The sequence below is a fragment of the Embleya sp. NPDC005575 genome, assembly GCF_040605455.1.
GTDB lineage: Bacteria > Actinomycetota > Actinomycetes > Streptomycetales > Streptomycetaceae > Embleya.
This window is the reverse complement of the sequence record NZ_JBEXCV010000136.1, coordinates 1-24,260: the sequence shown is the minus strand read 5'-3', so window position 1 is coordinate 24,260 and position 24,260 is coordinate 1. Positions and strand designations below refer to the sequence as shown.

Below are 24,260 nucleotides of genomic sequence, written 5' to 3'. Positions count from 1 at the left end.
TCGCGGATGCGAGGATGCATGTATGGCGCAAATCCTGCCGAATGCCACTGGCAGCCAAGCGACTTAACGCCTCAACCTATGCCTAAATCCCCACTTAGAAGCCGAATATCTGGGTCCATGTCCAGTCCTTGCTGTCCACGCCGAGGCCCATTTTGGTCAGGGAGCAGTTGAGGATGTTGTCGCGGTGGCCCGGTGAGTTCATCCACGACTTCATCACCTGCTCGGGGGAGTTCTGGCCGCGGGCGATGTTCTCGGCGCCGGGGTTCGCGAAGCTCTGTGCGCGGGCCCTGTCGACGAAGGTTCGGCCGTCCTGGCTGGTGTGGGAGAGGTAGCCGTTGGCCGACATGTCCTCGCTGTGCAACTGGGCGGCGCGGGTGAGGCGGGAGTCGAGGGTCAGGGCGCCGCATCCCGCCTTGGCTCGCTCGGAGTTGGTGATCGCCAGGACCTTCTCGGCCGGGCCGCCCGCGGGATCGGCCGTGGTCATGGGCTGCGTCGACGGCGTCGGACGCGGCTTGGCCGTGGTCGGCGCCGGAGGCGACTTCGTGGGTGACGTGGTGGGGTTCGGCGAGGCGGACCTGATGGGCGAGCGGGACGGGGACGCCGAGGCGACAGGCGACAGGGAGACGGCGGGTGCCGAAGGCGTCGCGGACTCCGACTCGGTGGCGGACGCCGACCACACCGGATCCTTGTCCTCGCCCGGCGACAGTACGGTGATTTCGACGAACGTGCCTCCCGCTACCAGCAGGGCGACAGCGGCGGCCACGGCGCTCGCACGGCGCCGCCTGCGTATTCGGCGGGCCCGGCCGTCGCGCAACCGGCCACCACCACCCACCGCGTCGAAAGCCGCCGCCTCGCCGGGCACCCCGGCGCCCCCGAACGCAGCCGCCCCCGCGAGACCCCTCAATACCTCGACCACGGGCACCAGAGCGAGGCCCGCCAGCAGCCTCTCGGCCGGCACCAGCCCCGCCACGCATCCGGAACAAACCGTGCAGTCACGCGCGTGCCGCGCGACCCGCTTGCGCCACAGCGCCGACGGGATGCCGTCCCACGTCCTGATCACGTCGTCCAGCAACACACAGCCGGGCACCGCGGACAGCGCCCGCACCACCACCCGGGCCGTGTCCAGCTGCGCCTTCATCCGCTGCACGCGCACCGCGGTGTGTTTCGGCGACAGCTCCAGCGCGGCGGCCATCTCGGCCCGCTCCAGCTCGCCCGCCGCCTCCATCCACCACATCGCCAGCAGCGCACGATCGTCGGCGTCCAACCAGCGGGTGGCCTCGGCCACTTCCCGCCGCTGCCCCTCCAGACCGAGTCGCATGATCGTCAGGTCCACGAAGTCCGCGCGCGGGTCCGCGACGTCGTGGGCGTCCTGCAGACCGGAACCGCCCGGCGCGACACTGCGCGTCTGCCAGTGGCCGCGTATCTGGTTCATCGTGATGGCCACCAGCCAGGACCGGAAGCTTTCCGGGTCACCCAGGGATCCCAGACCGCCGAGTGCGCGGATCATGGTCTCCTGGACCACGTCGTCGACGTCGGCGTGCCTGTTCAGGGCCCGGCCAACGATGTTGTACACGAGCGGTAGATACGCGGCTACGAGCTCGTCCTGGGCCCGCTGGTCGCCCCGACGTGCCGCCTCCACCACCGCGCTGTCGTGTTTCCCGCTCGCGCCCACGTCCGTGCCACTCTCCCTCTGGGTACTCGCCTGTCCCGTCTTACACAGGGGAGACCGTTCGGCCGGGGCCGCGATAACAGAAAGTGCGCCGCAAAGCTGGGCGTACGCTACTCGAACGAGTCTCCAACAGCCCTTCGAGGGCGGGACGGCGGTTCCGTACCCGTCGAACAGGCGCCCGATCTCATCCGACGGGTTTCGGGCCCGGTCGCAGTCCGTACAGCCGTCGTCGCGTGCGATGAAGGGCCGACACCGCGACCGCGATCACCGACGCATGGTGGGAGTCCCTTCGAGGTGCGAAATTCGAGGTGCGAAATGCGGATATCCCATACAAGTTCGGTGTTCCCGTCAACAGGGATCGCAGCCGTTCCAAACGTTCTTCCGCTGTCGCGTACACGCTCGGGTCTTGGCGACGCTGTCGAGGCTCGCCGCCAGGTCGTGCCCGGCGACCGCCGGCAGACCGCTCGGCACCGTGCTCGTGGTCCGAGGCGCCGGCAGACTCGTCCCGCACGTATCGGCGAGGCTCGTTACGGTCGTTTGCGAATCTGCGAGTGCGGGAGAGCGATGGGCTTCTGGGGCGAGTTCGTGGTTGTGCGCAGTCGACGTCCCGTTTCGGATCGGGGACGGCCGGCACACGCAACTGCGGGACGCCGACCCGGCTTTCGCGCGCGACGCGGCAGGGCGAGGCACGACGCATCTCCGTGACGGCGGCGGGTGTACCGGGCACCATCCAAAAGGCGGAGGCGAAGACTTGGCCGTCTCGACAGCGCGCCGGTTGCGTCGGAACGTACGAACTCCCCTACCGGCTGGGGTCGATACACAACCAGCACGCCGGAATTACGAGTCGGCCTTCGGTGTGTACAGGAACTTGACCGGGTAGGGCGCGACCCGGCCGGGCTGATCGACCGTCACCCACACCTCGAAACCCGCCAAGAAGCCGGATTCTTCGAGCGCGAAGCCGATCACGGCGTCCTTGGATTCCCTGGCGGACAGCATCCCGGAGAACGACGGGGTCGGCGTGTTGTCGGGGAGCGGCGGGTCGATCTGTGGCATCCGCGCGGCAGTGTCCCGCCGCACCACACTCACTCGGACCTGACCGTCCAGGTTCAGCGGTTTCGCACCGTCGTCCCGGATCCGGACGTGGACGTCCGCGCGCCGCGAACCGGCGGGCGCGGGTGCGCCGTCGAGTATGCCGACCTCCGTGACCGAGACGCGGGCGAGGTTGGGCAGGACGAACTCGGAACCCGTCGCCATCGGAGGCGGATCCTCCGGGCCGAGCCACTTCGGGAGCCCGGGGGTGCGCGAGTTGTCGGCAGACGACCCCCACTTGGTCTCGGTCGGCTGCGGGGGCCGCACCTTGTCGGCAGGAGGTGCCACGGGTGGGTGACCGAGGCTCTCGGTGGGTCGGGCCGCGGCACCCGAGCCGCCGTGGGCGGCGGTGGTGCCGCATGCGGTCGACGACAGGCCGAGTGCGACGACGGCCGAGCAGACGAGCAAGGTGCGGGTGGATAACGCGGCGGACATGGGCGGCCTCCCGTGGATGGGCCCCGATGGGATCGGTCACCATTGAGGACAGCCGCCGGCCGCATCCGGTTGCGCCCGGCACTTCGCGATTCGCGAGGCGATCGAGACGCCCTCGCCGATCGCTTCGCCATCCAGTATCGGACGCTCGCTGGGGCGACGGCGGGAAACCCGGTGGGAGCTCTTTCCGGATCGTGATCCGGTGATGCACGTCCCGTGCTGGGAGCCGGCAGCGAACGAGGCGTTCTCCGGGGGTGTTTTCCGCTGTGCGGCGGCGATACGGTGTGGGTTCCGCACCTTTGCGCTTCGGACCGGGCCCGAGTTGAATGCGCAAGCGTGCTGCACTGCTCACCACGGCACTGGCCATCGCGTCGATGAGTGCGATCGGGACCACGGCCGGAGCCGCCACGGTGAACGCCCGGCCGGTGGCGGCGACAGCCGATAAAGCTCCCGCGCAGGCGGCGGCCGATTGGATGCTGATCAACCACTACACGACGTACAGCCAGTGCGTGGATGCCGGTCAGCAGTATCAGCGTGAGGGCTTTTCCCAGTGGAAGTGCCCGTACGACATCATGCTGGGCTATTTCGCGCTATACGTCCGGTAGCGATATCCGCCGGTTGCGCGATCACGCCCGGGGCAGGGGTCGATGAGGTGATCGAGACGCCAACGAATGCTGGGTCTCGACCACTTGGCAGTGCCGGTCGCATGCGAGAGGCTGCCCGAGAGGCGACGACAGCGATGTGCCGCCTCGGGAAGACGCCCGGCCGGACGGTCGAAGGGCGTCCGGCGTCTCAGGGTTCCGCCTCGGCGGGGTGCGCCGGACTCCGTTCGACGTTCACCCGCCGGGCCGAAGCCGGGCACCTCGGACAGGGATGACAGGCGGCATGGACAGCACGCCCGAATTCTCCGCCCAGGGGCCCGGTTTCCGATTCCGCGCGGGGCAGGACACCGACCGTCCGCCCCGTGCGTGGTCGTCGGACCGCGTCGTCGGTCCCGTGCGTGGAGACGCCCCGGCGCGGTTCGCGTGAATCGGATAGTGGCCGTCGATGCGAGTGGCTACGTTCGAACGCCATGATCAATCGAATATCAGTACGGCGCAGGCGACGCGTGGTCATCGTCGTTGCCGGAGCCGTGGCGATCCAGGTCGGATTGGGGGCCGGCGCGTTCGCGGCATGGGATACCGCCGGCTCGGGAAAGGACTCCGCCGCCCCCCGGACATGTACGAGCCGCCCGAACCCGGACGCACCCGAAGCCGGCGAGGAACGCAGCTGCTTTTCGGTGGACGCCGGCGTCGACCACCCGCTCGCGGTCGGCGAGATCGCCACCGTGTCATTCGAGGTACGGTCGCAATTCGCGGCCAAGAACGTACGTGTGCAGGCGGACCTGCCGGCCAACCTCGCCTGGTTCGAGGCGCCCGTCGGACTGACCCGGTCCGCGCATCCCTCGTCCAACCCGGTACACCTGGGCACCATCGAGCGCGCGGCGACCGTGCGCACATTCAAGGCGGGGCAGAGCACCACGTACACCGGACGGATCGTCGCGAAGGCGGCCGGTCCGGCGGAGATCAAGGTGCGCGCCGCCGCCGACCTGCGTGCCGGAGTGGACGCCGCCGAGGACCTGATCCCGCTCACCGTGGGCGCGGCGCCGGGCGGGTCGAGCCTGGGCTCGGAGCGGTCCACCGATTCCGACTCGGTCGAGGTCGCGCCGGACGTGGCGCCGCAGGAGTCGACTCCCCATCTCGCGGCGGAATCGTTGTCCGCAGCCGGCCTGCCCGCGCCCGCCGGGGACGATCCGGTGGTAGCGCGCGCCCGGGCCGTGGCGGCGACCGCGTGCGCGACCGGCAAGTGGCTGTACGTCGACGAGAAGGGCGTGACCAAGCCGGTGGTCAACATGACCGTCGAGGCATGGGATGCCGACACGAGCAACGCGCACGACCTGCTCGCCAGTGGCCTCACCGGCACCAAGGGCGAGTACAAGCTGTGCTTCGACAACGCCGAGAGCAACAACAGCGGCCAGGACGTATACGTCAAGCTCACCACCAGCAACAAGAACTGGCGCGTCCAGGCGACCGGCACCACGAACGCCTTCTCGTTCACCACCCCCACGGTCGCCAACGTCGCCAACGGAAGCACCACCGCCTTCGGCGACCGCAAGCCCACCCAGGTAAACCGGATGCGCGCCCTGCACGCCTTCGACGCGCTCAACGACGCCTGGAAATGGGTTCCCGGCAACACGTGCTGGGACGCCTTGGACACCACGTGCCGTCAGGTCGTGGTCAACTGGGCACCGGACTCCACAGTCGGCAACTACTTCGGGAACAAGCAGATCCACCTCAAGGCGGACGCTCCCGACTCGCACATGACCGTCGTGCACGAACTCACGCATGCCCTGATGGCCGACGTCTACGAGGACTTCGCGCCGCCCATCCCCAATTGCAGCCCGCACGGCGTTTCGGCGAAGTCCTCGACGGGCTGCGCCTGGGTGGAGGGCTTCGCCGAGTGGGTGCCGGCGAGTGTGTACAAGGATCCCTACTACCGGTGGCCCAGCGGTTCGTCCCTCAATCTGGAGACGCCCACCTGGGGTACGTCGGGCTGGGACGACGGTGACGCGGTCGAAGGCCGCGTGGCCGGTGCGCTGATCGACCTCACCGACACGACGAACGAGGGTTCCGATGTCTACGGGGAGGCCACGCCCGGAAACGTCTGGAACACCTTCCTGCGGCACCGCTCCTCGACGTTCGCCGAATTCTGGCAACACCGCAAGGCGGACGGATACGACACCTCCGCCAACGGCCCACTGAAGAGCCTCTACCAGAGCACGATCGACTACTGACGAACGCGCCTCCCCGTTCCGCACACACAACGCGCACGGAACGGGGAGGCGTCATGCGGACCCGGGGGTGGGGTCGGTCATTTGGCGGTGCTTCGGGTGATCCGGTCGAAGTGCACAAGTCCGTCGTTGAAGGGCTCGACGCCGGTGATGTACCGGCTGTGCACGGCTGCCGCCGAGGCTTCCAGGTACACCCAGAAGGGCATGTCGCGGTTCAGCGAGGTCTGCACGCGCGTGTAGGCGTCCCGACGGACCTTGGGATCGGGAGAGAGTCGGCCCTCGCCCAGCGCCTTGTCGACGGCGGAGTTGCTGTAGCCGGTGATGTTGTTGATGCCCCCGGTGACCAGGAACTGATGCATGCTCGGTTCCACGTCGTCGGCCCACAGTTGGAAGACGGTTGCCTCGAAGTCGTGCTTGGCCGAGGTACGTGTGACCAGCGACGCGATGTCGACCACGTCCACGATCATGGTCACCCCCGGGTATCCGGCCAGCGTTCGCCGGATGTATTCGGCGATGTCCCGGGACTTGGGGCTGTCGGGTACCAAGTAGTGGAAGACGAAAGGCTTTTGGCCATTCGAGGTGAGCTTCGCGAAGAGTTCGCCCGCCTGTTGGGGCTTGTTCTCCACGGCGGCCAGGTTGACGTTCGCCAACGGGGAACTCGCGTTGAAAATGCCCCTGGCCTGGACGCCGAGACCCTTGTAGAAGCGGCGGTTGAGATCCTCGCCGCTCAGCGCCAACGAAATCGCCCGACGTGCGTCCGCGTTGTCGAAGGGGGGCTTGCGCAGGTTGAAGGCGATCATCAGGCCGCCGTTGAGCAGTGTCTCGTCGACCTTCAGGTCCTTGTCCCTGGCATCGCCCAGCACGGTCGGGTCGGTGGTGACGGTGATGTCCGCTCGGCTCTTCGCGATCGACTCCGGTGCGGCCGCGATGTTGCGGTCCACTCGGAACACGAGTTCGTCGAGGTGCGGAAGTCCCTTCTGCCAGTAGGTCTCGTTGCGCACCATGCGCAGGTCTTTCCCGGGCTCCCAGGCAGCGAGTTTGAACGGGCCCGCGCCGATCGGGGTGCGCTTGAGAGCGGCTCGGCCCTCGGGAGTGGAGACGAACTTCGTGGGGGCGACGAAGGCGAGGTTGCGGGCGACCATGTGGTCGAAGTTGGCGTTGGCGGACGGAAGTTCGATCCGCAACTGTAGGTCCGACACCAGGATCAGCTTGACGTCCCGCAGTACACCACCGACCAACGAATTGACCGTCGGATCCCGATGGGCGTCCCACGTCGCCTTGACGGCGGCGGCGTCCAGGACCGAGCCGTCCGAGAAGCGCAGTCCCGCGCGCAGGGTCAGCGTCCAATTCGTGAGCTGGGCGTCGCTGGTCAACGACTCGGCCAGCTTGGGGTGCACGGTGCCGGTCGCCGGCTCCGTCCAGACCAGGACGTCGTACAGCGCCGACATCCGGTTTCCGTCGGCCACGTTCGGATAGCTCGCGCTGAACGGGTCGAGGCCACGCGGCTCGCCCGGAAGGAGGAAGACGGCCGAGCCACCCGCCTGTGGGGTACCGGGTGCGTCGGATTCGTCGTCGCCGACGAGCCCGCATCCGGCCGTGGCGCTCAGGCAGATCATCGCCAGGGCCATGGCCGGGGACAAGGGGCGCAGTACATTTCGGAAGGGTCCGACATTGCGAAGGAGGCCACCGAGTCCGGTGATTCTTCGCGTGGTTCGCAGCGCGAACGGCACGAGGTGTGCACCTGCCCTGTATCGACGAGATATGGATGCCGTGCGTCGCCCGTCAACCGGTCGAATCGTCGCGAACGGAGCGGCGGATCGTGAATACGCGCCACTCGCGCCGCACTTCCGCGCGGTTCGGGGTTCGATCCGTCCGTCGCTACCGGGACGTGGCGAGAACACCGCGGGACACGGACGGATCACGCCCCGAACCGCGCGGCGCAACAGAAGCTATAGGCGCGTTCGCGAGGCGGCTATCCATCCGACGCGAGATTCCTACTCCTGCGGACTCCGGCCTCGCGATCACGGGCTCGATCGCAGCCATCGACGCGGCGGGGCCGGGGCGTTCGACTTTCGACAGCCCATGAGTTCGAGCACGCGCGAGGCCGAGCCCACCACGGGCGAATCGGAGGTGGAGTGGGTCCCGGACTCGCTGTGCGTACCGGCTGGTCCTCGGAGGGCTCGTCGGTGGGGTCGCGGAAGGTCAGGGTGCCGGTGAATCCCCGCCCTGCTCGGATGCTTTGCCCCGGCATCCCGCTCCGCCCGCGGTCGGCGCGGCGGGTCACCCGCGGTGGCCTCCCCTCGTGTGGCCGCCATGCCATCGCCCCACCACGCCACCGGTGGGAGCGGTGCGTGCCGGGTGATGGCCGGCCGGAGCGCGGTGGTCCTCGACCCGTTCGGCGCGCCGTTCGCGCTGATCACCGGCCTCACGCCGAACCGACCGCCGCGCCGCGTCGGGTCACCAGCGCACCGGGAGGGCCTGCAGCTTGAGCACCCGCAGACCCTCCGACCACACCAACTCCTCGGCCGGAACGGCCAGGTCGAGGTCCGGCAGACGGCGCAGCACGACCTCGAACGCGACCCGCAGTTCGAGTCGGGCGAGGTGAACGCCCAGGCAGTGGTGCGGCCCGTGGCCGAAGGCGATGTGGCTCGGCGGGTCGACACGGGCGATGTCGAAGGTGTCCGGGTCGGCGAACCGGGCCGGGTCGTGGTTGGCGGCGCCGAACGGCGCGATGACCCCCTCGTTCGGCTTGACCCGGACACCGCCGAGCTCGATCTCGGTGGTGGCGATGCGGGGGGTGCCCCCGGAGCCGGGCGGCACGTACCGCAGGATCTCCTCGACGGCGGCGTCCAGGCGCTCGGGTTCGGCACGTAGCAGCGCGAGTTGTCCGGGGTGGGTGAGCAGCATGTAGAGGCCGCGGGTGAACACGGTCGCGGTGGTCTCGTGGCCTGCGGAGATCAACGCGCGGACGAGCTGCACGAGTTCGTGCTCGCTCAGCCGGTCGTCCTGGTCGCGGGCGCTGACCAGGGCGTCCAGGAGGTCGGCTTCACCCTCGTCGTCGCCCGTGCCTTCGCCCGCGTCGTCAGCCACACCGGCGGTCCGCCGTGCCGCGATCAACGTGCCGACGTAGTCGACGTATTCGCGGTGTGCCGCGAGCATCTCGTCGCGCGTCCAGCGGGTGAGCGACAACCCCGTCTCGGTCCAGCGCCGGAAGTCGGCCGCGTCGTCGTCCGGGATGCCGAGCAGTTCGGAGATGATCCGAATGGGCAGCGGGAGCGCGAACCCCTCGTACAGGTCGCCGGTCCGCCCGGGGCCGGCGGCGAAGTCGTCGAGGAGCCGCTCGGCGACAGCCCGCACCCGCGGCTCCCACGTACGGATCCGGCGCGGCGTGAAGGCGCCCTGCACGATTCGCCGGATCCGGGTGTGCTCCGGCGGGTCCATGCTGACGATCATGTCCTTGACGAGCGACGCGTCGAAGCCGCCGGCCAGCCGGGGGGCGCCGGCGCGGGACGGATCGCGGCTGAAGCGCGGGTCGTCGAGGACGGTCAGGATGTCCTGGTATCGGCTGGCCAGCCACGCGCGGTCCCCGGACGGCAGGATCACCGGCGCGACGGGGCAGCCGGCGCGCAGTTCGCGGTACTCCTCGGGCTGGGTGCCGCCGGGCCCGCCGGCGAACGGGAAGTGCAGTGCGGCGTCGCCGAGTTCCATTCGCAGTCCCCCGTAAATTCCTGCGACACGTTCTCATTGCCTGTCGAGAATGGCCGAACCGCCGAGTCGGCACAAGGCCACCACGCGAACGCGCGCGGGTGTATGCGGGTTCTGCGGTCGACGCCGCGACCGTGGCCGAGCTCCGGCAGTTCAGGGCGGGCCGTGCCGTCTCATCCCCCGTCGTCGCACCGGCGCCCGGATAGCCCGGCCCCTACGAACAGGCGCTGCCCGGTGGCGCGCCGACCTCGGACGTCCCCGGATCGGCGCGGAGCCACCAGGCCAACGCCGGCGCCGACCGGGTCGTCGTCGCTCGGAAGTGCGCGGGAGTGGTGATCGGTTCCCGCCCCGACGTGTTCACGCGGCGGTGGCGCGTGGTTCGGCCGGGTCGTCGACGGGAGACCGCCGCGGCTCGCGCCACGCGACGTCCCTCACTGGTCGAGGTTGACGCAGTGGTATTCGACGCGCTTGCCGCCGCGCAGCATCTCACCGCACACCAACTTGGCGTTGGAGCCGGTCTGCTCCCGGTTCGGCTCCCAGTATCCCCTGACCTTGTTCTGGTGTTCGGGGTCGTAGTTGCCCCACCAGGTGTGCATCTCCCCCTTGAGCCCGTCCTTGCTCTCGACGGTGATGTCCCGGACGTACCTGCCGATGTGGGCGGTGTGGACACACACGTAGGTGCCGCACTTGCTGTGCACTTCCGTTTTGGCCTCCGTCGGCCCCGCGTTCGCCACGGGCACCGCGGCCACCCCGGCCAGCGCCAGGACGCACAACACGGTCGCGATCCTGCTCATGGAATATCCCCATCGTCCGGGTGCCGGCACGCACCCCGTGTACCGCCGGTCACCGCACCAGGGAACCGCGAACGGAACCACCGCAACCAACCGCTCGGTCGAAGCTCACTCGTTGGAGGACGCCTTCCACCCGTTCGGCCGCGCCCCGCCCTTTGCGCAGTGACGTTCCGGGGCAGGCGACGCGGGGAGTTCGCCGCCGGATGCCCTGCCCGAAGACCGGACCCGCCGGCTCGGCATGCTCGGCATGGTCTGGCCCCACCACGACGCCGCCAACGAAGTGCGACTTCGGGTCGGCGGCTCGGCAGGCGGGTCCGTCCCGCCGCGGTCGGGGCGAATCCGTGCACGACCACAGGCAGCCGACCTTGATCGGCCGCCGCCCGGAGCACGGGCGTCGGTCTACGCGGCCGGGTGGTCGGGGGCTAGGTCCTCGGCCAGACGTCTGATCACCGCGTCGAGTGCGAGGCGCCCGGCGTGTCTGAACGCCGAATCGTTCGAATCCACTTCGTGGATCGTGACCTTCCGGACCACGATCAGCACGTCGGCCCGGACGTCGGAGCGGTGCTCGGCGAGTGCGTCGGCGAAACCGTCGCGGAACGCGGCCAGATACGACACCGCCACCAACGGTTCGCCGCGCGGCTCGACCCGAAGGCCATGAGGCACGGCCACCTCGACGTAGGAGCCGGACGCGTGAGCGGGCTCGACGTCGAAGGTCACGTCCGCGAAGTACGCGGGGCAGCCGGCCTGACGCACGTATGTTGCGCGGACCGAGTGCACGGCGTGGGGCGGGAAGCACCGCGAGGAGCCTTGAGGGGTCGTCGTCATCGCCGCAGCGTATGCTCCTCCGGCTGCCGCAGGCCCGTCCGCGTAGGGCTCCCACCGAGGTCGACCACTTCGGACATCGGGACTGCTCCGCCGGTACTCCCCAAAGGAAGCAACCCGGCCGCCCACTCACCAGCCGAGCTTTCCCTCGTCGCCACTGAACTTGTCGGCCGGCCCCGGGGTTCAGTCGTAGGATTCCCCGTCCAGGACCCAGGCCGTTCCTCCCACGGGGTCCGCGATGACCAGGTGAGCGGCGTACAACGGTTCGTAGCTGACGGGGTACGGGTAGATCCAGGCGAGGCACTCGACCCGGGCGACGAAGGCGGCGACGGCCTCGGGGGCCAAGGGCTCGGTCAGGTTGGCCATGCGTCCGAGCAGTCGCCACAGGGCCAGTCGTCCGTGCGCCTCCGACGGAGGCGGGCCGTAGGCAGATTGTCCGCCCAGGGCGCTGATCAGCAGGGGGTACGCCGCCGAGAAGGGCACCACCGACGCCTGCACACCGTCGCGTATGTCCATGTGGTGCAGATTTCGGGCCAGCGCCTGCATGGCAGTGCCATGCATGCGGGCCGCGGACGCGTACGTGTGTGGCATCCGATCGAACGGGGCCGGTTGCATCGGCGGGCCCGGCACCGCGACCACCTCCGTCGCCGGGTACTGCCCGGCGATGTACGGCACTTCGTGGCCCCCGCCGCCGCGTGGGAGGTGGGCGTACGGGAACCCGTCCGCGTCCCACTTCTCGGCCTCCCACGGCTCCAGCGCGTACGGAACGCCGAACCCCCACGCACGGTCGAGATCCGCCTCCCGGCTCAGATCGTCGCCGCGCATCACCCGGCCGTGGGCGACCAGGGCACGCAGACGTGGCTCGGTCAGGAAGGGGCCGACCTCGTCCCAGGTCCGGACCGAGGACAGAACGTCCGCGGACAGCGTCTCGCCGTCCACGGCGTACCGGTGCTCGACCGTCCACGCCGCCGCAGCGCGTGATCCGTCGCCGACGATGACCCGGGCGATGTGGTCGCGCAGGCGCACGAGGTCCCGCAGCTCGGGACCGCCCTTTTCCATGGCGTCCTCCACCTCCAGGAGCAGCGCCGTCAACTCGCCCCAGCGCCCCTGATCCGCGAAGTCGAACGTCCGCGTGAAGTCGGATTCTCGTGAGAACACAAACAGCCCCCTGGCCTGCCGGCGGCGGAGCCCACCAGGGTCTTTCGCTCCGGCGGCTCTACCGCGCGGTTACGAACCCGCAAACCCTCCGCACGTTAGCCCGAAACCCGGCCGCCCGCTCGCAATATCCGGATTGCGCAGGCCGCGCGGCGGCGCAGCCCGCTCCCGCGCCATGGTCGGGCTGCACAGGAAGGAAGGTCTCAGCGAGCAGGTCTGTCCCACACGCAAGCTCGAAGAGCGCCAACACCACCAGGGGCGCCAGGCTCTGCCGCGTCACACGGTCAGGGCCGCTCGGGCGCGGCGCTCCGATCCGACAACCGCGGCGCCGGCGCGAAGCCCAGTGCGGCCGGGTTGACGTAGCCGGGAACGCACTCGGCGGCGTAGCTGGGCTTTCAATTCCCCAGGGGCACTGAACCGAGGACGACCGTCGCGGAGGACCAATCCATGTAGACACCCGCCTCGTTGTACGACCGCGCGAGCGGCGGTCCTTGCCGGCCGCAACCGGGTGGCAAGGACCGCCGTCACGCCTGGGCCACGCTTCCCGGCAGTGCCACACCAGCGGGGCCCGCTTCGCCGAGCAGACACCTGCTCGGCGGATCCTGGTTCACCGGGGCTCGGCGCGATTCCCGGCGGACCGGCTTACTTGTACTGCGTGGTGACGCTCACGCCGCCGAAGGTCTGCGAGGCGGCGAGGGTGAAGTAGACCCAGCCGGATGGCGGGTCGGCGATCGTCAAGGTCTCACCGTTGCCGGCATTGGTGGATTTCGCCTGGTAGTTGCCGGTGGTGGCCCAGCTGCTGCCGCCGTAGTACAGGTCGGCGTTGCCGGTGCCGCCGCTGCTGGTTATGGTCAGCTCCTTGACGCCGGCCGGCAGGTAAAGAAAGTGGTAGCTGTAGTTGCCGGTGGTGGCCGCGAGGTTGTCCCGGCGGCAGTTCTTGTCGAACTGACGGGGGTCGGCAATGGTGCAGAGCGGGATGGACGAGGCCTCCGGCAGGGGGCCGCAGTCGTCGGTGGCGCAGGTGGTCGTCAGCCAGGTGGCGAAGCCGGCGTCGTAGCCGGTGCCGATGGTCTGCTTCAGGAAGGCGCGGGCACCGTTCCAGTCACCGGTGCGGTACTTGTCGAGCACGGTCTCGACGTCCGCGGGGTGCGCCTGCAGCATGTAGCGGACGGCCAGGAAGCCCCACCGGTAGACCCGGGCCGAGTTGACGTCGGGGTCCTCGTCCTGGCCGTAGACGGTGTCGAACAGCTCGCTGAGCGTGTAGGTCTTCATGCCGGCCGCGGCTATGGCGCCGGCGTTGCGCTCGTTGCGGTAGCCGAACGAGATGTTCTCGGCGATGCCTTCGACCCACCAAATGGTCGGCGTGGTCAGACTGGCGTCGAAGTCGCCGTACATGTTGTAGCGGCCGTCGAGGTAGTGGGTGTATTCGTGGTTGAGGTTCCAGATCTCGAAAGACGGACGCAGCCAGTCGGCCTCGTGGGCGATGAAGCGGGCCTGGTTGCCGGCTTGGGTCGGGTTGCCCTCCTCGTACATGCCGCCGTTGTCGACGTCGATGTTGTAAATGGCCCAGGCGTACAGCGCGTACTGGACGTAGTCGTCGAAGGCGACGACCTCGAGGTTGGTGTTCACATCACCGGGGATCGCGCCCTTGTCGCCGATCACCCGGTGGAAATAGGCGTCCTGATTGATCAAGCTGGTGCAAGTGGTGGCCAGTTGCCCGGGGGACATGTCCTGGGCACGGAACTTCAGGTTCGGGTTACAGGTGTGCTGGATCGGCAGGACCACGGGAAGCACACGGTCGCCGAGGTCGCAGATGGCGTAGGCCGCACAGTTGTTCCGGTCGAACTGGCGCGTGTACCAAGCCAGGTTCATGGTGATCGGTGCGGTGGGGCCGACGTTCGGGTAGCGGTTGATCAGGTCCTTCAGCAGCGGCCGGACCCGGTCCTTGAGCTCGGGGACGTCGAGGGCGTAGCCGAGGTAACGGCCGACGTTGCTCACGACGTCCAAGCGGTTCAGCTGGGCGTTGTTGCGGATGATGAAGTCGGCCCATGTGTTGAGGATGGCGGGGTCGGCCTTGAGTGCGGCCCGCCAGCCGCGGCCGTCGTTCTTGGCCTTGAAGCCGTTCTCGACGACCCACTCGACGTGCTCCACGGCAAGGGTCATCGGGCTGGGCCAGGTGGCCCCGTAGCCGGCGAGCAGCCACTTGACGACGCCGGCGTACCGGCCGGCCGAGTGGGTGCTGTCGATCAACGTGACGACCTCGTTGAGGTTCTCGCCGTTGGCGTTGGTGACGTCCTTGCTGTGCGGGGAGGCGAAGAAGGCGTCCAGCGCGCTGCGGGCCGCGGTGTCCAATGCCGGACCGTAATCGCCGACGGCGTCCGCGTGGTTGTCCTGCACGTAGTAGCCGGCGCGCAGGAACATCACCAGCTGTCCGATGGAGGTGTCGTTGGTGCCCGGGTACGTCGCGGAAGTGTCGCGCAGCGCGTCGGCGACGGTCACCATCTTGGCTTCGCTGAAGGCCGTCCCCGCGGTCTCCCCGGTGAGGTTGAACAGCGGGTAGGTGCAGGTGACCCTGGGAAGGGCCTTGAGTTGTCGGATCAGCGCGCTGCCCGTGGCGTCGACTACTCCGGACAAGTCGCCGCACTCGTCCCCGGCGGCCGAGAACTGCCTGTCGGCCTCGGCGGGTTCGGCGGTCGGGGCGGCCGGCGGGGCGGACTCCTCGCTGCCTTCCTGCGAGGAGATCTTGAAACCGGAATTGTCGGTCTTGGCGTCGGGTGACCTGGGGACCGGGATCGACCGCGGCGCCGAAGTCGCGGTTTTGGTGGCGCTCACACCGGCCGGGGCCGTGGCGCCGACCGCGGCGGCCTGGCTCTGCGGCGCGAACAGGCCGAGCGCTATGAAGAAGGCCACGCCGAGCGCAGGCAGTCTGCGCGCATTGGCCTTTGATATCCGGGAGGGACTCATCTGTGGGGCCTCCGGAGCCGTTGTCGGCCGCGTGCTGGAACGCAGCCTGCCGATATGCGACATGTAACATTGCACATGTCGCATCACGCCGGAAGAGCCTTGACCGGACTGCCACCCGGCACAACCGAGACATCGTCATATTGCGAGGTCGTGTTCGGTGGGATCGGGCAGCGGAACACCTGGGCGTCCTCGTGCCGCATCGCGGCGCGGACGGCATCCTCGTCGAGGGACGGGCGATTCTCGGCCATCGGGCACCCGGGTCGGCTCGGATCCGGTGCCCTTTCGTCCTGCCCGCATACGGCAACGAGCGCACCGTTCGCCGCCCCGAAGACGCTCCCCCTCACCCGCGTCTCCATAATGTCGCCGTGACCCTCCCCATCCCCGAGCCGGCGGCACTCGCGGCACCTGCGGCACCCGTGGCACCCACCGCTCCTGTGCAGTCCACCGTGCGTGTGTCCACGTTGGAGCTGTTCTTCGACCTGGTCTTCGTGTTCACGGTGACCCAGTTGACCGCCGCGATCGCGCACGAGCTGAACCCGACCGGGATCACCCGGGTGGTGCTCATGCTCGCGCTCATCTGGTGGATGTACAGCGGCTACGTGTGGCTGACCAATACCGTGCCGCCGACCACACCCCTGCGGCGCACGCTCCTGATGGTCGGGATGGCGGGCTTCCTCGTGGTCGCACTGGCCGTTCCGCACGCCTTCGACGGGACCGGGGAGGCGTTCGGATTCGGGTATCTGATGCTGTCCGGCGTGCACTTCGCGATGTTCCTGGCCGCGGGCGGCACCCGGCAGGCGTTCGTGCGGATCGCACCGTTCAACCTGTCCAGCACCGCGTTGATCGTGATCGGCGGCTTCCTCGACACCAACGCGCAACTCGCGGTGTGGGCCGCCGCGCTGGTCGTGCAGATCATCACGCCGTACGTTGCGGGCAACGACGGCTTCCGGTTGAGCGTCCCGCACTTCGTGGAACGGCACGGTCTGGTGGTGATCGTGGCGCTGGGCGAATCGGTGATCGCGATCGGCGTCGGCGCGCAGGGGCTCGCGCTGAACGCGACCCTGATCGCGACGGCGGCGTCGACCCTGACGGTGTGCTTCGCCATCTGGTGGGCGTACTTCGGCTCCGAGGACGACGAGCACGCCATCGCGGTGCTGGAGCGGCTGGAGCCCAAGGCCCGCAACCTGCGCGCGCTCAACATCTATGGATATGTGCACTACGGACTACTGCTCGGCATGCTGTTGTTCGCGGCCGGCGTCAAGGCAGCGATGGCGCATCCCTCGGACCACCTCGACACCGTCCACGCGGCCACGTTGGTGGGCGGACTCGCGCTCTACCTCGCCTCGGTCGTCACCACCCGTCGGGCCTTCCGGATCACCCCGAACGGCTACCGGATCGGCGCCGTACTGGCCCTGCTCGCCACCATCCCGATCGGCCGCTTCGGCTCGGCCCTGGCCCAGATCACCACCATCGCCACGATCCTGATCGCGTGCGGCACACTGGAAACCCGCCATCGGCACCGACACCCACAGCGCGCCGGCGCCACGGGCTGACATCATCCTCGGTGTGAGATCGATGTAGGTCTCATCGGTGAAGGCGAGGGCGCCGCCGGCGGTGGTTTCGTTGCCCTCGGCGTCGTACGAGCGCGCCAATGCGGTGAGGGTCGGCGCCGCCGCTTCCGCCCCGTTCGCTGCGCCCTTTCACGGCTTCGTCCTTCTGCCGGCGGCGGGCCGGTCGAGGTGGAGTTCACGGGCATCCGCGTAGCGGTGTCGGATGGCGGCGTCGGATCGATCCGGGCGCAGCTCGGTGCGCGCGACCGCCCAGGCCGGCGGCGGGCCGCTGCCCTTGTTCAAGGCCCAGACGGCTTGACGGGCCGCGCCGAGGGCGACGTATTCCGCAGGCTCGGGAAGGACGACCGGGCGTTCGAAAAGGGCGGGGGCGATGTCGGCGACGGCTGGGGATCGGGCCGCGCCGCCGGTGAGGACGACGCGCTCGCCGGCGACGCCTGCGGTGGCCAGGGTGTCGAGGGCGTCGGCCAATCCGCACAGCATGCCTTCCACGGCGGCGCGGGCCAGGTACGCGGGTGCGGCGGTGTGTCCGGTCAAACCGTGCACGGCGCCGGTGGCGTCGGGGAGGTTGGGGGTACGTTCGCCCGCCAGGTACGGGACCAGCACCAGGCCGTCCGCGCCCGGTGGCGCGGACAGTGCGAGCGCGGAAAGGCGGTCGTGGTCCACGCCGAGCATGCGCGCGGCGGCGTCGAGCACGCGGGCGGCGTTGAGGGTGCACACCAACGGCAGGAACTGCCCGGTGGCGTCGGCGAATCCGGCGATGATGCCGGTCGGATCCGCGACGGCGACGGTTGTCGGGGCGTACGCCGTCCCCGAGGTGCCCAGCGAGACCACCAGGTCCCCCGCCGCCGCGCCCAGCCCCATTGCGGCCGCCATGTTGTCGCCTGTACCGGCGGACACCATCGCCCCGCCCGCTGTGCTGCCGGCTGCCCCGTCGGGGGCCAGGACGCGGGGAAGCACGGGTACCCGACCGAAGGCCAGCCGCAGCAGATCCGCACGGTATGCCTGGGTGGACAGCGACCAGTAGCCCGTACCCGACGCGTCGCCCCGGTCGGTGACCAGGTCCGTGAGGTCACGGCTGCCGGTCAGCCGCCAGGTGAGGTAGTCGTGGGGCAGACAGACCGCGGCCACCCGGGCCGCCGCGGCGGGTTCGTGCTCGGCGAGCCAGCGCAGCTTGGTGACGGTGAACGAGGCGACCGGGACGCTGCCGACGGCCTCGGCCCAGGCTTGCGGGCCGCCGAGTTCACGCACCAGATCGGCGGCCGCCCCCGCAGAGCGGGTGTCGTTCCACAGCAGGGCGTCCCGCACCACCTCGCCGTCTTCGTCGAGGCACACCAGGCCGTGCTGTTGTCCCGCGACGCCGATGGCCGCGACGTCGGCGAATCCGCCGGCCTCGCCGATCGCGCGGCTGAGCGCCTGCCACCACGCGTCGGGGTGGACCTCGGTGCCGCCGGGGTGCGGTGCGCGGCCGTGGCGCACCACCGCGCCGGTGACCGCGTCGCAGACGACGACTTTGCATGCCTGGGTGGAGGAGTCGATCCCGGCGACGAGGGTGCGGGCTGCGGGCATGTCAGCGGGCTCCGAGGATGTGCTCGACGGCCAGTTGGTCCAATCGCTCGTAGCCCAGGCCGCGTTCGGCTGCGGCGGCCGGGTCGAAATCGTCCTTGCCGAGGTCGGCGTACGTCTCACCGGGCGCGAGCGTGGGCACCGCGAGTTGGTCCAGGCCCACGGCGGCGATGGCCTCGCGGACCTCGGGGTCCGCCCGGAAGGCGCGGGCGCGCTCGCGCAGCAGCAGGTACGTCCGCATGTTCGCGGCGGCCGATGCCCACACGCCGTCGGCGTCCTCGGTGCGCAGCGGCTTGTAGTCGAAGTGCCGCGGCCCGTCGTAGCCGCCGTGTTCGAGGAGGTCGACGAGAAAGAACGCGCTCTTGAGGTCGCCGTGGCCGAAGACCAGGTCCTGGTCGTACTTGGGTCCGTGCTGGCCGTTGAGGTCGATGTGGAACAACTTGCCGGCCCACAGCGCCTGCGCGACGCCGTGCACCACGTTCAGCCCGGCCATCTGCTCGTGCCCGACCTCGGGGTTCACACCCACCATGTCCGGGTGTTCCAGGCGTTCGATGAAGGCGAGTGCGTGGCCGACGGTGGGCAGGAAGATGTCGCCGCGCGGCTCGTTGGGTTTGGGTTCCAGGGCGAAGCGCAGGTCGTAGTCGCGCTCGCGGACATAGCCGCACAGGATGTCGATGGCCTCCTTGTAACGGTCGAGTGCGGCCCGTACGTCGGTACCGGCGTCGGATTCGCCGCCTTCCCTGCCGCCCCAGAACACATAGGTGTGCGCGCCGAGTTCGGCGGCCAGGTCGATGTTGCGCATCGCTTTCCGCAGCGCGAAACGGCGTACCGAGCGGTCGTTCGCGGTGAACGCGCCGTCCTTGAACACCGGATGGGTGAACAGGTTCGTGGTCGCCATCGGCACGACCAGGCCGGTGGCGTCCAGCGCCGCTCGAAAGGCGGTCACCTTCTTCGCGCGCGTGTCGTCGTCCGAGCCGAACGGGATGAGGTCGTCGTCGTGGAAGGTGACACCGTATGCGCCGAGTGCGGCCAGTTTGTGCACCGCCTCGACCGGGTCGAGCGGCGCCCGGGTGGCATCGCCGAACGGGTCGCGGGCCTGCCAGCCCACCGTCCAGAGTCCGAAGGTGAACCGGTCGTCCGGCTGCGGGGTCGGATCTGTCACGGGTGCCTCCACCACGATTAAGTCCAATGTATGTACTAAACAGGTTCAGCCAACCGGCACGGGCCCGGACTGTCAACGCCCGCCCTCATCGGTCGGGTCCGGCGAACAGGCCGGCAGGATGAGCGTCATGACCGACCCGCTTCGCCCGACCCACCTCGGGACCATGCGCGAGCGCAACCTGGCGCTCGTCCTCGGCGGGATCGCCCGGCATCAGCCGGTCACCCGCGCCAGGCTCGCGGAGTTGACCGGGCTGACCAAGACCACCGTGGCCGCCCAGGTCACCACACTCGAGGGGCTGCGGCTGGTCTCCGGCGCGCTGCCGGTCCGTGGGGGTGGCCGGGGACGCCCGGGGGCGCCGGTCTCGCTCGCGCCCGGCCCGGTCGCGGGTCTGGGCTTGGAGGTCAACGGGCACTACCTGGCGGCCTGCGTACTCGACCTGACCCACGCCGTGCGGCTGCGCGAGAGTGTCGCGTGCGACAACGGCGGGCGCGAACCACACGAGACCGTGGCAGCGCTGGCCGCGCTGGCGCGCCGGATCACCGACCGGGCCGGGGACGCCGGCATCACCCTTGTCGGGACGGCGGTCGCACTGCCCGGTGTCACCGTCGAGGACCACGTCAACGCGCCCAACCTCGGCTGGGAGGCCGTACCCGCCTCGGCGCTGCTGGCCGACGCCCTCCCCGCCCAGGCACTGGGCATCGAGGTGGACAACGAGGCCAACCTCGGCGCGCTGGGTGAACTTTGGTACGGCGCCGGACGCGGCGCCGGCAGCTACCTGTATCTGTCGGGCGAGATCGGCATCGGCGCCGGCATCGTCTTCGACGGCGAATTGTTCCGAGGCGGGCACGGCGCAGCCGGCGAACTGGGCCACGTCGTCGTCGACCCCGACGGACCCGCGTGCCGCTGCGGCGGCACCGGCTGCCTCGAACAGGTCGCCGGACTCGACGCGGTACTGCGCGCGGCGGGCGTCCCCGACGGGACCGGCCGGTGCGAGCCCCGGCTGACCGAGCTGTTGCGCCGACTCGACGACCGCGACCACCACGCCCTCGAAGCGGTCGACGCCGCGGGACGCGGGCTGGCCGTCGCGCTCGTCGGGGCCGTCAACCTCCTCGACCCGGACACGGTCGTCCTCGGTGGCTCCCACGCCCGCCTGGCACCGTGGCTCATCCCCCCGATCGAAAAGGCCATCGCCCTCGGCGGCGGCAAACTCCGCGGCCGCACCCCCGTCCTTCGCGCGTCCACCCTGGGAGCGGAGAGCGCGGTACGGGGCGCCGCGGGAACCGTGCTCACCCGCATCCTCGCCGACCCGCTCGCCATCGCCTGACCCACGAACAGGCCCACGGCGCCCGGCCCCGCGTGATCGCAGCCGGGGCGTTCGCACTCGCCAGGCGACCGTGCGGGACAGTGGCGTGGCGTGACGTGGCATGCGGCGGCCGGGCATGGCGGTCGTACCGGCTTGATGTGGCGCTCCAAGTAGTAATTTCTTGCAGCCCCTTCCCCCTATCCGGAGAGTGAAGAAACGCATGCTTGACTTCCTGTGGGCCCTGGTGGTCTGGCTGGTGCAGATGGCGGGAGCCTGGATCCTGGCCGGGATCGGTCTTCTCCTGCCTCTCCTCCGCACCGACTTTTCGAAGTTCGCCCTTGCCCGCTCCCTCGCCACCGCCGGGGTGGTGCTGGCCCTCGCCTACCGGTACGGCTTCACCACTGACGGTCTCTCCGGCCTGGTGGACGCCGTCATCGGCAAGTACCTCCTCATGAGCGCCGTCGCCGCCGTCGCCCTGGTTGTCCTGGGCGCGGTCTATGTGGCCCTCGGCCGCCCCGACGCCCGAGAAGCCCGCCTCCGGCGGCTGTTCGTCGTACGGACCGACGACTCCAGGGTCCCCGGGCCCTTCGCAGTGATGCTGCTCCTCCTGACCACCACCGGATTCCTCGTCTGGGTCATGGCGGCCGCCGAGGAGTACGAAAACGGTTTCATCAGCGTCTTGAGCTTCTTCATCGTGCTCCTGCCGGTCCTGGCGTTCCTGCTGCTCGTCCCGTTCAGCGTCGCCGGCACCGTCTTCAACGCGGCCAACGCCCACCCGGCTCTGCCCCCACTGGCCGCCCCGTTCGTGGCGGGGGCGGCGGTGGTCGCCGATCGGTTCGTCGACGGGGTCATCGCCACCCCAGAGAGCCTCAAGGACCCGCTCGCCCTCACCGGCCTCGCTGTGGTGATCGTCCTCAGCGCGGTCGAACTGGTCCTCCTCCACCGCCGAGGCCACGGCCTCACCCGCGACCCGGAGCGCGAGACGCAGGACGTTGCGGGGGGCAACGGGTCGGGGGCCGGCGCCGCTTGACAGGGGTCTTGGCGGCTGTGCACTCACGTACCGGACGGGGCTCGACCCAGGCGCAAGCCGCGTCCGGTACGCGGTCGGCCCGCCGGGCCAAGGGAGGTAAACCACTGCGGCCTGCCGCGTGTACTGCGGCCGGCACCACGTCGCCCAACGGCTCGTTCCTTCGGGTGAACAACGCCCGCCCGCCGATGAGTTTCACGGCGAAGCGCGGTCTCATCGTGTGCAGACCTCCACCGACCGACTCCCCGAAGGACGCCTTGATGTCGAAGCACGAACCGCGTACCGATCTCGACGCGCGCTACAGCGACCCCACGGCGGTCGCGACCCCGTGGTCGGAGGCCGTCACCCGGCTCGCGACCGCCCCGGTGTACTGGCTGACCACGGTGCGGCCCGAGGGACGACCGCATGTCACCCCGTTGTTGGGTGTCTGGCTCGACGACGCGTTGCACTTTTGTACAGGCGCCGAGGAGCGCAAGGCGCGCAACCTCGCCGGCAACGCGAACTGCGTTCTGACCACCGGCGACAACACCCTGCACGAGGGCATGGACCTGGTCGTCGAAGGCCAGGCGGCGCTGCTGACCGACCACGCGCGGCTGAGCCGACTGGCCGACGCGTACCAGGGCAAATACGGCCCGGAGTGGCACTTCGACGTGCGCGACGGAGCCTTCCAGGGCAAGGACGGCAACCGCGCCAAGGTCTACCGCGTCGCGCCGACGACCGTCTTCGGCTTCGGCAAGGGCACCTTCACGCAGACCCGGTGGCGCTTCGACACCGCCTGACCCGAGACCGCGCCGGGCGCACGGCCACCCTCCGGCTCAGTTCCAGGTGCCGAACCACATGCGGTCCAGCCATGCGCTTCGACCGATCGTCTCGCCGGCGAGGATCGGGTAGAAGTACAGAAAGTTCCAGGCGATCAGCGCGATGATCGCGACCACTCCGGCGGTGCCCCACGCGCGCCGCCGCTCGGTGGCCCCGGGTGGGCCGAGCAGTGCGCCGAGCATCATGGTCACCGCCAGGCACAGGAACGGGACGAACGCGACTGCGTAGAACAGGAAGATCGTGCGCTCTTGGAAGGCCATCCACGGCAGGTAGGCCGCGCCCAGGCCGCACAGGATCGCGCCCGCGCGCCAGTCCCGGCGGCCCGCCCAGCGGAACAGCAGGTAGCCGACCGCGATCACGCCGGTCCACCACAGCAGCGGTGTTCCGATGCCCAGCACGGTCTGGTAGCAGTCCTGCTCGGTGCAGCCGGCCGTGCCCTGGTGCACGGTCTCGTTGTAGTAGAGCACCGGCCGGCCGAGCACCGGCCAGCTCCACGGGTTCGACTGGTACAGGTGCGGATCATCCAGATGGGTATGGAACGACCACATTTCGGCGTGGTAGTGCCACAGACTGCGCAGCGGCGCGGGTACCCACGTCATGCCGAACCGAGGCAGCGGGATCCCGAAGACCCGGTCCGGGGACAGGCCGGCCCGGTCGTCGGCCCAGTGTCGGAAGTAGCCGCCGTCGGTCATGAACCAGCCGGTCCAGGACCAGATGTAGATGGCCGCGGCGATGGCGACGGTGGACAGGAACGCGAACAGTGCGTCGTGGCGCAGTGCGGCGCGCCAGGGCCGGCGCGCGCCGCACGCGCGGCGCGTGCCGGCGTCCCACAGCACGGTCATGACGCCGAACGCGGCGAGCACGTGGATGCCGCTCCACTTGGTGCCGCAGGCCAGGCCGAGGCAGATGCCGGCCATGATCCGCCAGGGGCGGAGACCGAAGGTGACGGTGGCGGCGTGGGCGGCGTCAGGGCCGGTCTTGAAGAGGTGGGCGGCCATCGCCCTGGTGTCGTCGCGGTCGATCAGCAGACAACCGAACGCCGCGAGGATCCAGAACATCAGCACCAGGTCGAGCAGCGAGGTGCGGCTCATCACGAAGTGCAGCCCGTCGAGCGCCATCAGCAGGCCCGCGACGCAACCCAGCAGCGTCGAGCGGAACAGGCGGCGACCGATCCGGCACAACATCAGCACCGACAGCGTGCCGAGCACCGCGAGCGCGAAACGCCATCCGAACGGCGTCAGTCCGAAGAGTTGCTCGCCGAGCGCGATCGTCCACTTGCCGATCGGCGGGTGCACGATGTACGACCCCTGGGTCTGCAGCGTGTCCGCCCGGCCGGCCAGGATCTGGTCGTTGGCCTC

General features: G+C 69.7%; 17 protein-coding genes. 6 read left to right on the top strand and 11 right to left on the bottom strand.

Annotation, left to right across the window (positions count from 1 at the left end; all coding sequences use genetic code 11):
- Positions 1–94: 94 nt before the first annotated feature.
- Together ABZS54_RS32725 and ABZS54_RS32720 are read right to left on the bottom strand one after the other, a co-directional pair.
- Positions 95–1,672, bottom strand: coding sequence for a sigma-70 family RNA polymerase sigma factor (locus ABZS54_RS32725; protein ID WP_355544379.1), 1,578 nt, complete (start codon positions 1,670–1,672; stop codon positions 95–97).
- 834 nt (positions 1,673–2,506) lie between these two features.
- The gene (locus ABZS54_RS32720) at positions 2,507–3,193 is read right to left on the bottom strand and encodes a hypothetical protein (RefSeq protein ID WP_355544376.1); all 687 of its coding nucleotides are present in this window, start codon (positions 3,191–3,193) and stop codon (positions 2,507–2,509) included.
- A gap of 323 nt (positions 3,194–3,516) precedes the next feature.
- Between ABZS54_RS32720 and ABZS54_RS32715 the strand changes: the two genes are divergently transcribed.
- Entirely contained in the window at positions 3,517–3,795 is a 279-nt protein-coding gene (locus ABZS54_RS32715) for a hypothetical protein (protein ID WP_355544373.1), read from the top strand.
- Positions 3,796–4,298: 503 nt separating this feature from the next.
- Positions 4,299–6,023: a hypothetical protein gene (locus ABZS54_RS32710; protein ID WP_355544370.1), complete on the top strand. Its 1,725-nt coding sequence runs from the start codon at positions 4,299–4,301 to the stop codon at positions 6,021–6,023.
- 77 nt (positions 6,024–6,100) lie between these two features.
- Here ABZS54_RS32710 and ABZS54_RS32705 read toward each other — a convergent pair whose 3' ends face one another.
- From ABZS54_RS32705 to ABZS54_RS32680, 6 genes are all read right to left on the bottom strand, one after another.
- Positions 6,101–7,660 (bottom strand): ABC transporter substrate-binding protein, encoded by a 1,560-nt coding sequence (locus ABZS54_RS32705; RefSeq protein ID WP_355544367.1) that lies wholly within the window; start codon positions 7,658–7,660, stop codon positions 6,101–6,103.
- 817 nt (positions 7,661–8,477) lie between these two features.
- Positions 8,478–9,728 carry a cytochrome P450 gene (locus ABZS54_RS32700; RefSeq protein ID WP_355544364.1) on the bottom strand — a complete coding sequence of 417 codons (1,251 nt, stop codon included), beginning with the start codon at positions 9,726–9,728 and terminating at the stop codon, positions 8,478–8,480.
- Positions 9,729–10,156: 428 nt separating this feature from the next.
- Entirely contained in the window at positions 10,157–10,519 is a 363-nt protein-coding gene (locus ABZS54_RS32695) for a hypothetical protein (protein WP_355544362.1), read from the bottom strand.
- A gap of 396 nt (positions 10,520–10,915) precedes the next feature.
- A complete protein-coding gene (locus ABZS54_RS32690) occupies positions 10,916–11,341 on the bottom strand; it encodes a hypothetical protein (protein WP_355544360.1) in 426 nt (141 codons plus the stop codon).
- 180 nt (positions 11,342–11,521) lie between these two features.
- Complete coding sequence (locus ABZS54_RS32685; protein WP_355544357.1) at positions 11,522–12,496, bottom strand: hypothetical protein; 975 nt, start codon at positions 12,494–12,496, stop codon at positions 11,522–11,524.
- Positions 12,497–13,135: 639 nt separating this feature from the next.
- On the bottom strand, positions 13,136–15,403 hold the full coding sequence (locus ABZS54_RS32680) for a collagenase (RefSeq protein WP_355544355.1): 2,268 nt from the start codon (positions 15,401–15,403) through the stop codon (positions 13,136–13,138).
- Positions 15,404–15,822: 419 nt separating this feature from the next.
- Here ABZS54_RS32680 and ABZS54_RS32675 point away from each other — a divergent pair, with 419 nt between their 5' ends.
- Entirely contained in the window at positions 15,823–17,010 is a 1,188-nt protein-coding gene (locus ABZS54_RS32675) for a low temperature requirement protein A (RefSeq protein ID WP_355544352.1), read from the top strand.
- Positions 17,011–17,157: 147 nt separating this feature from the next.
- Here the strand turns inward: ABZS54_RS32675 and xylB are convergent, their stop codons facing one another.
- On the bottom strand, positions 17,158–18,594 hold the full coding sequence (gene xylB / locus ABZS54_RS32670) for a xylulokinase (protein WP_355544349.1): 1,437 nt from the start codon (positions 18,592–18,594) through the stop codon (positions 17,158–17,160).
- 1 nt (position 18,595) lies between these two features.
- A complete protein-coding gene (xylA, locus tag ABZS54_RS32665; RefSeq protein ID WP_355544346.1) occupies positions 18,596–19,753 on the bottom strand; it encodes a xylose isomerase in 1,158 nt (385 codons plus the stop codon).
- A gap of 127 nt (positions 19,754–19,880) precedes the next feature.
- Between xylA and ABZS54_RS32660 the strand changes: the two genes are divergently transcribed.
- The 3 genes from ABZS54_RS32660 to ABZS54_RS32650 all read left to right on the top strand — a co-directional run bounded on the left by ABZS54_RS32660 (position 19,881) and on the right by ABZS54_RS32650 (position 22,862).
- A complete protein-coding gene (locus tag ABZS54_RS32660) occupies positions 19,881–21,077 on the top strand; it encodes an ROK family transcriptional regulator (RefSeq protein ID WP_355544344.1) in 1,197 nt (398 codons plus the stop codon).
- Between the two features lie 199 nt (positions 21,078–21,276).
- Positions 21,277–22,086 (top strand): hypothetical protein, encoded by an 810-nt coding sequence (locus ABZS54_RS32655; RefSeq protein WP_355544341.1) that lies wholly within the window; start codon positions 21,277–21,279, stop codon positions 22,084–22,086.
- Between the two features lie 257 nt (positions 22,087–22,343).
- Complete coding sequence (locus tag ABZS54_RS32650) at positions 22,344–22,862, top strand: pyridoxamine 5'-phosphate oxidase family protein (RefSeq protein WP_355544338.1); 519 nt, start codon at positions 22,344–22,346, stop codon at positions 22,860–22,862.
- Positions 22,863–22,898: 36 nt separating this feature from the next.
- Here ABZS54_RS32650 and ABZS54_RS32645 read toward each other — a convergent pair.
- Positions 22,899–24,260: phospholipid carrier-dependent glycosyltransferase (locus ABZS54_RS32645; RefSeq protein WP_355544336.1), on the bottom strand; the 1,362-nt coding region annotated here is incomplete at its 5' end.

Coding starts and splice junctions, on each gene's coding strand:
- ABZS54_RS32655 (WP_355544341.1), top strand. CDS start 21,277: ATGCTTGACTTCCTGTGGGCCCTGGTGGTCTGGCTGGTGCAGATGGCG.
- ABZS54_RS32715 (WP_355544373.1), top strand. CDS start 3,517: ATGCGCAAGCGTGCTGCACTGCTCACCACGGCACTGGCCATCGCGTCG.
- ABZS54_RS32650 (WP_355544338.1), top strand. CDS start 22,344: ATGTCGAAGCACGAACCGCGTACCGATCTCGACGCGCGCTACAGCGAC.
- ABZS54_RS32695 (WP_355544362.1), bottom strand. CDS start 10,519: ATGAGCAGGATCGCGACCGTGTTGTGCGTCCTGGCGCTGGCCGGGGTG.
- ABZS54_RS32660 (WP_355544344.1), top strand. CDS start 19,881: ATGACCGACCCGCTTCGCCCGACCCACCTCGGGACCATGCGCGAGCGC.
- ABZS54_RS32700 (WP_355544364.1), bottom strand. CDS start 9,728: ATGGAACTCGGCGACGCCGCACTGCACTTCCCGTTCGCCGGCGGGCCC.
- xylB (WP_355544349.1), bottom strand. CDS start 18,594: ATGCCCGCAGCCCGCACCCTCGTCGCCGGGATCGACTCCTCCACCCAG.
- ABZS54_RS32720 (WP_355544376.1), bottom strand. CDS start 3,193: ATGTCCGCCGCGTTATCCACCCGCACCTTGCTCGTCTGCTCGGCCGTC.
- ABZS54_RS32690 (WP_355544360.1), bottom strand. CDS start 11,341: ATGACGACGACCCCTCAAGGCTCCTCGCGGTGCTTCCCGCCCCACGCC.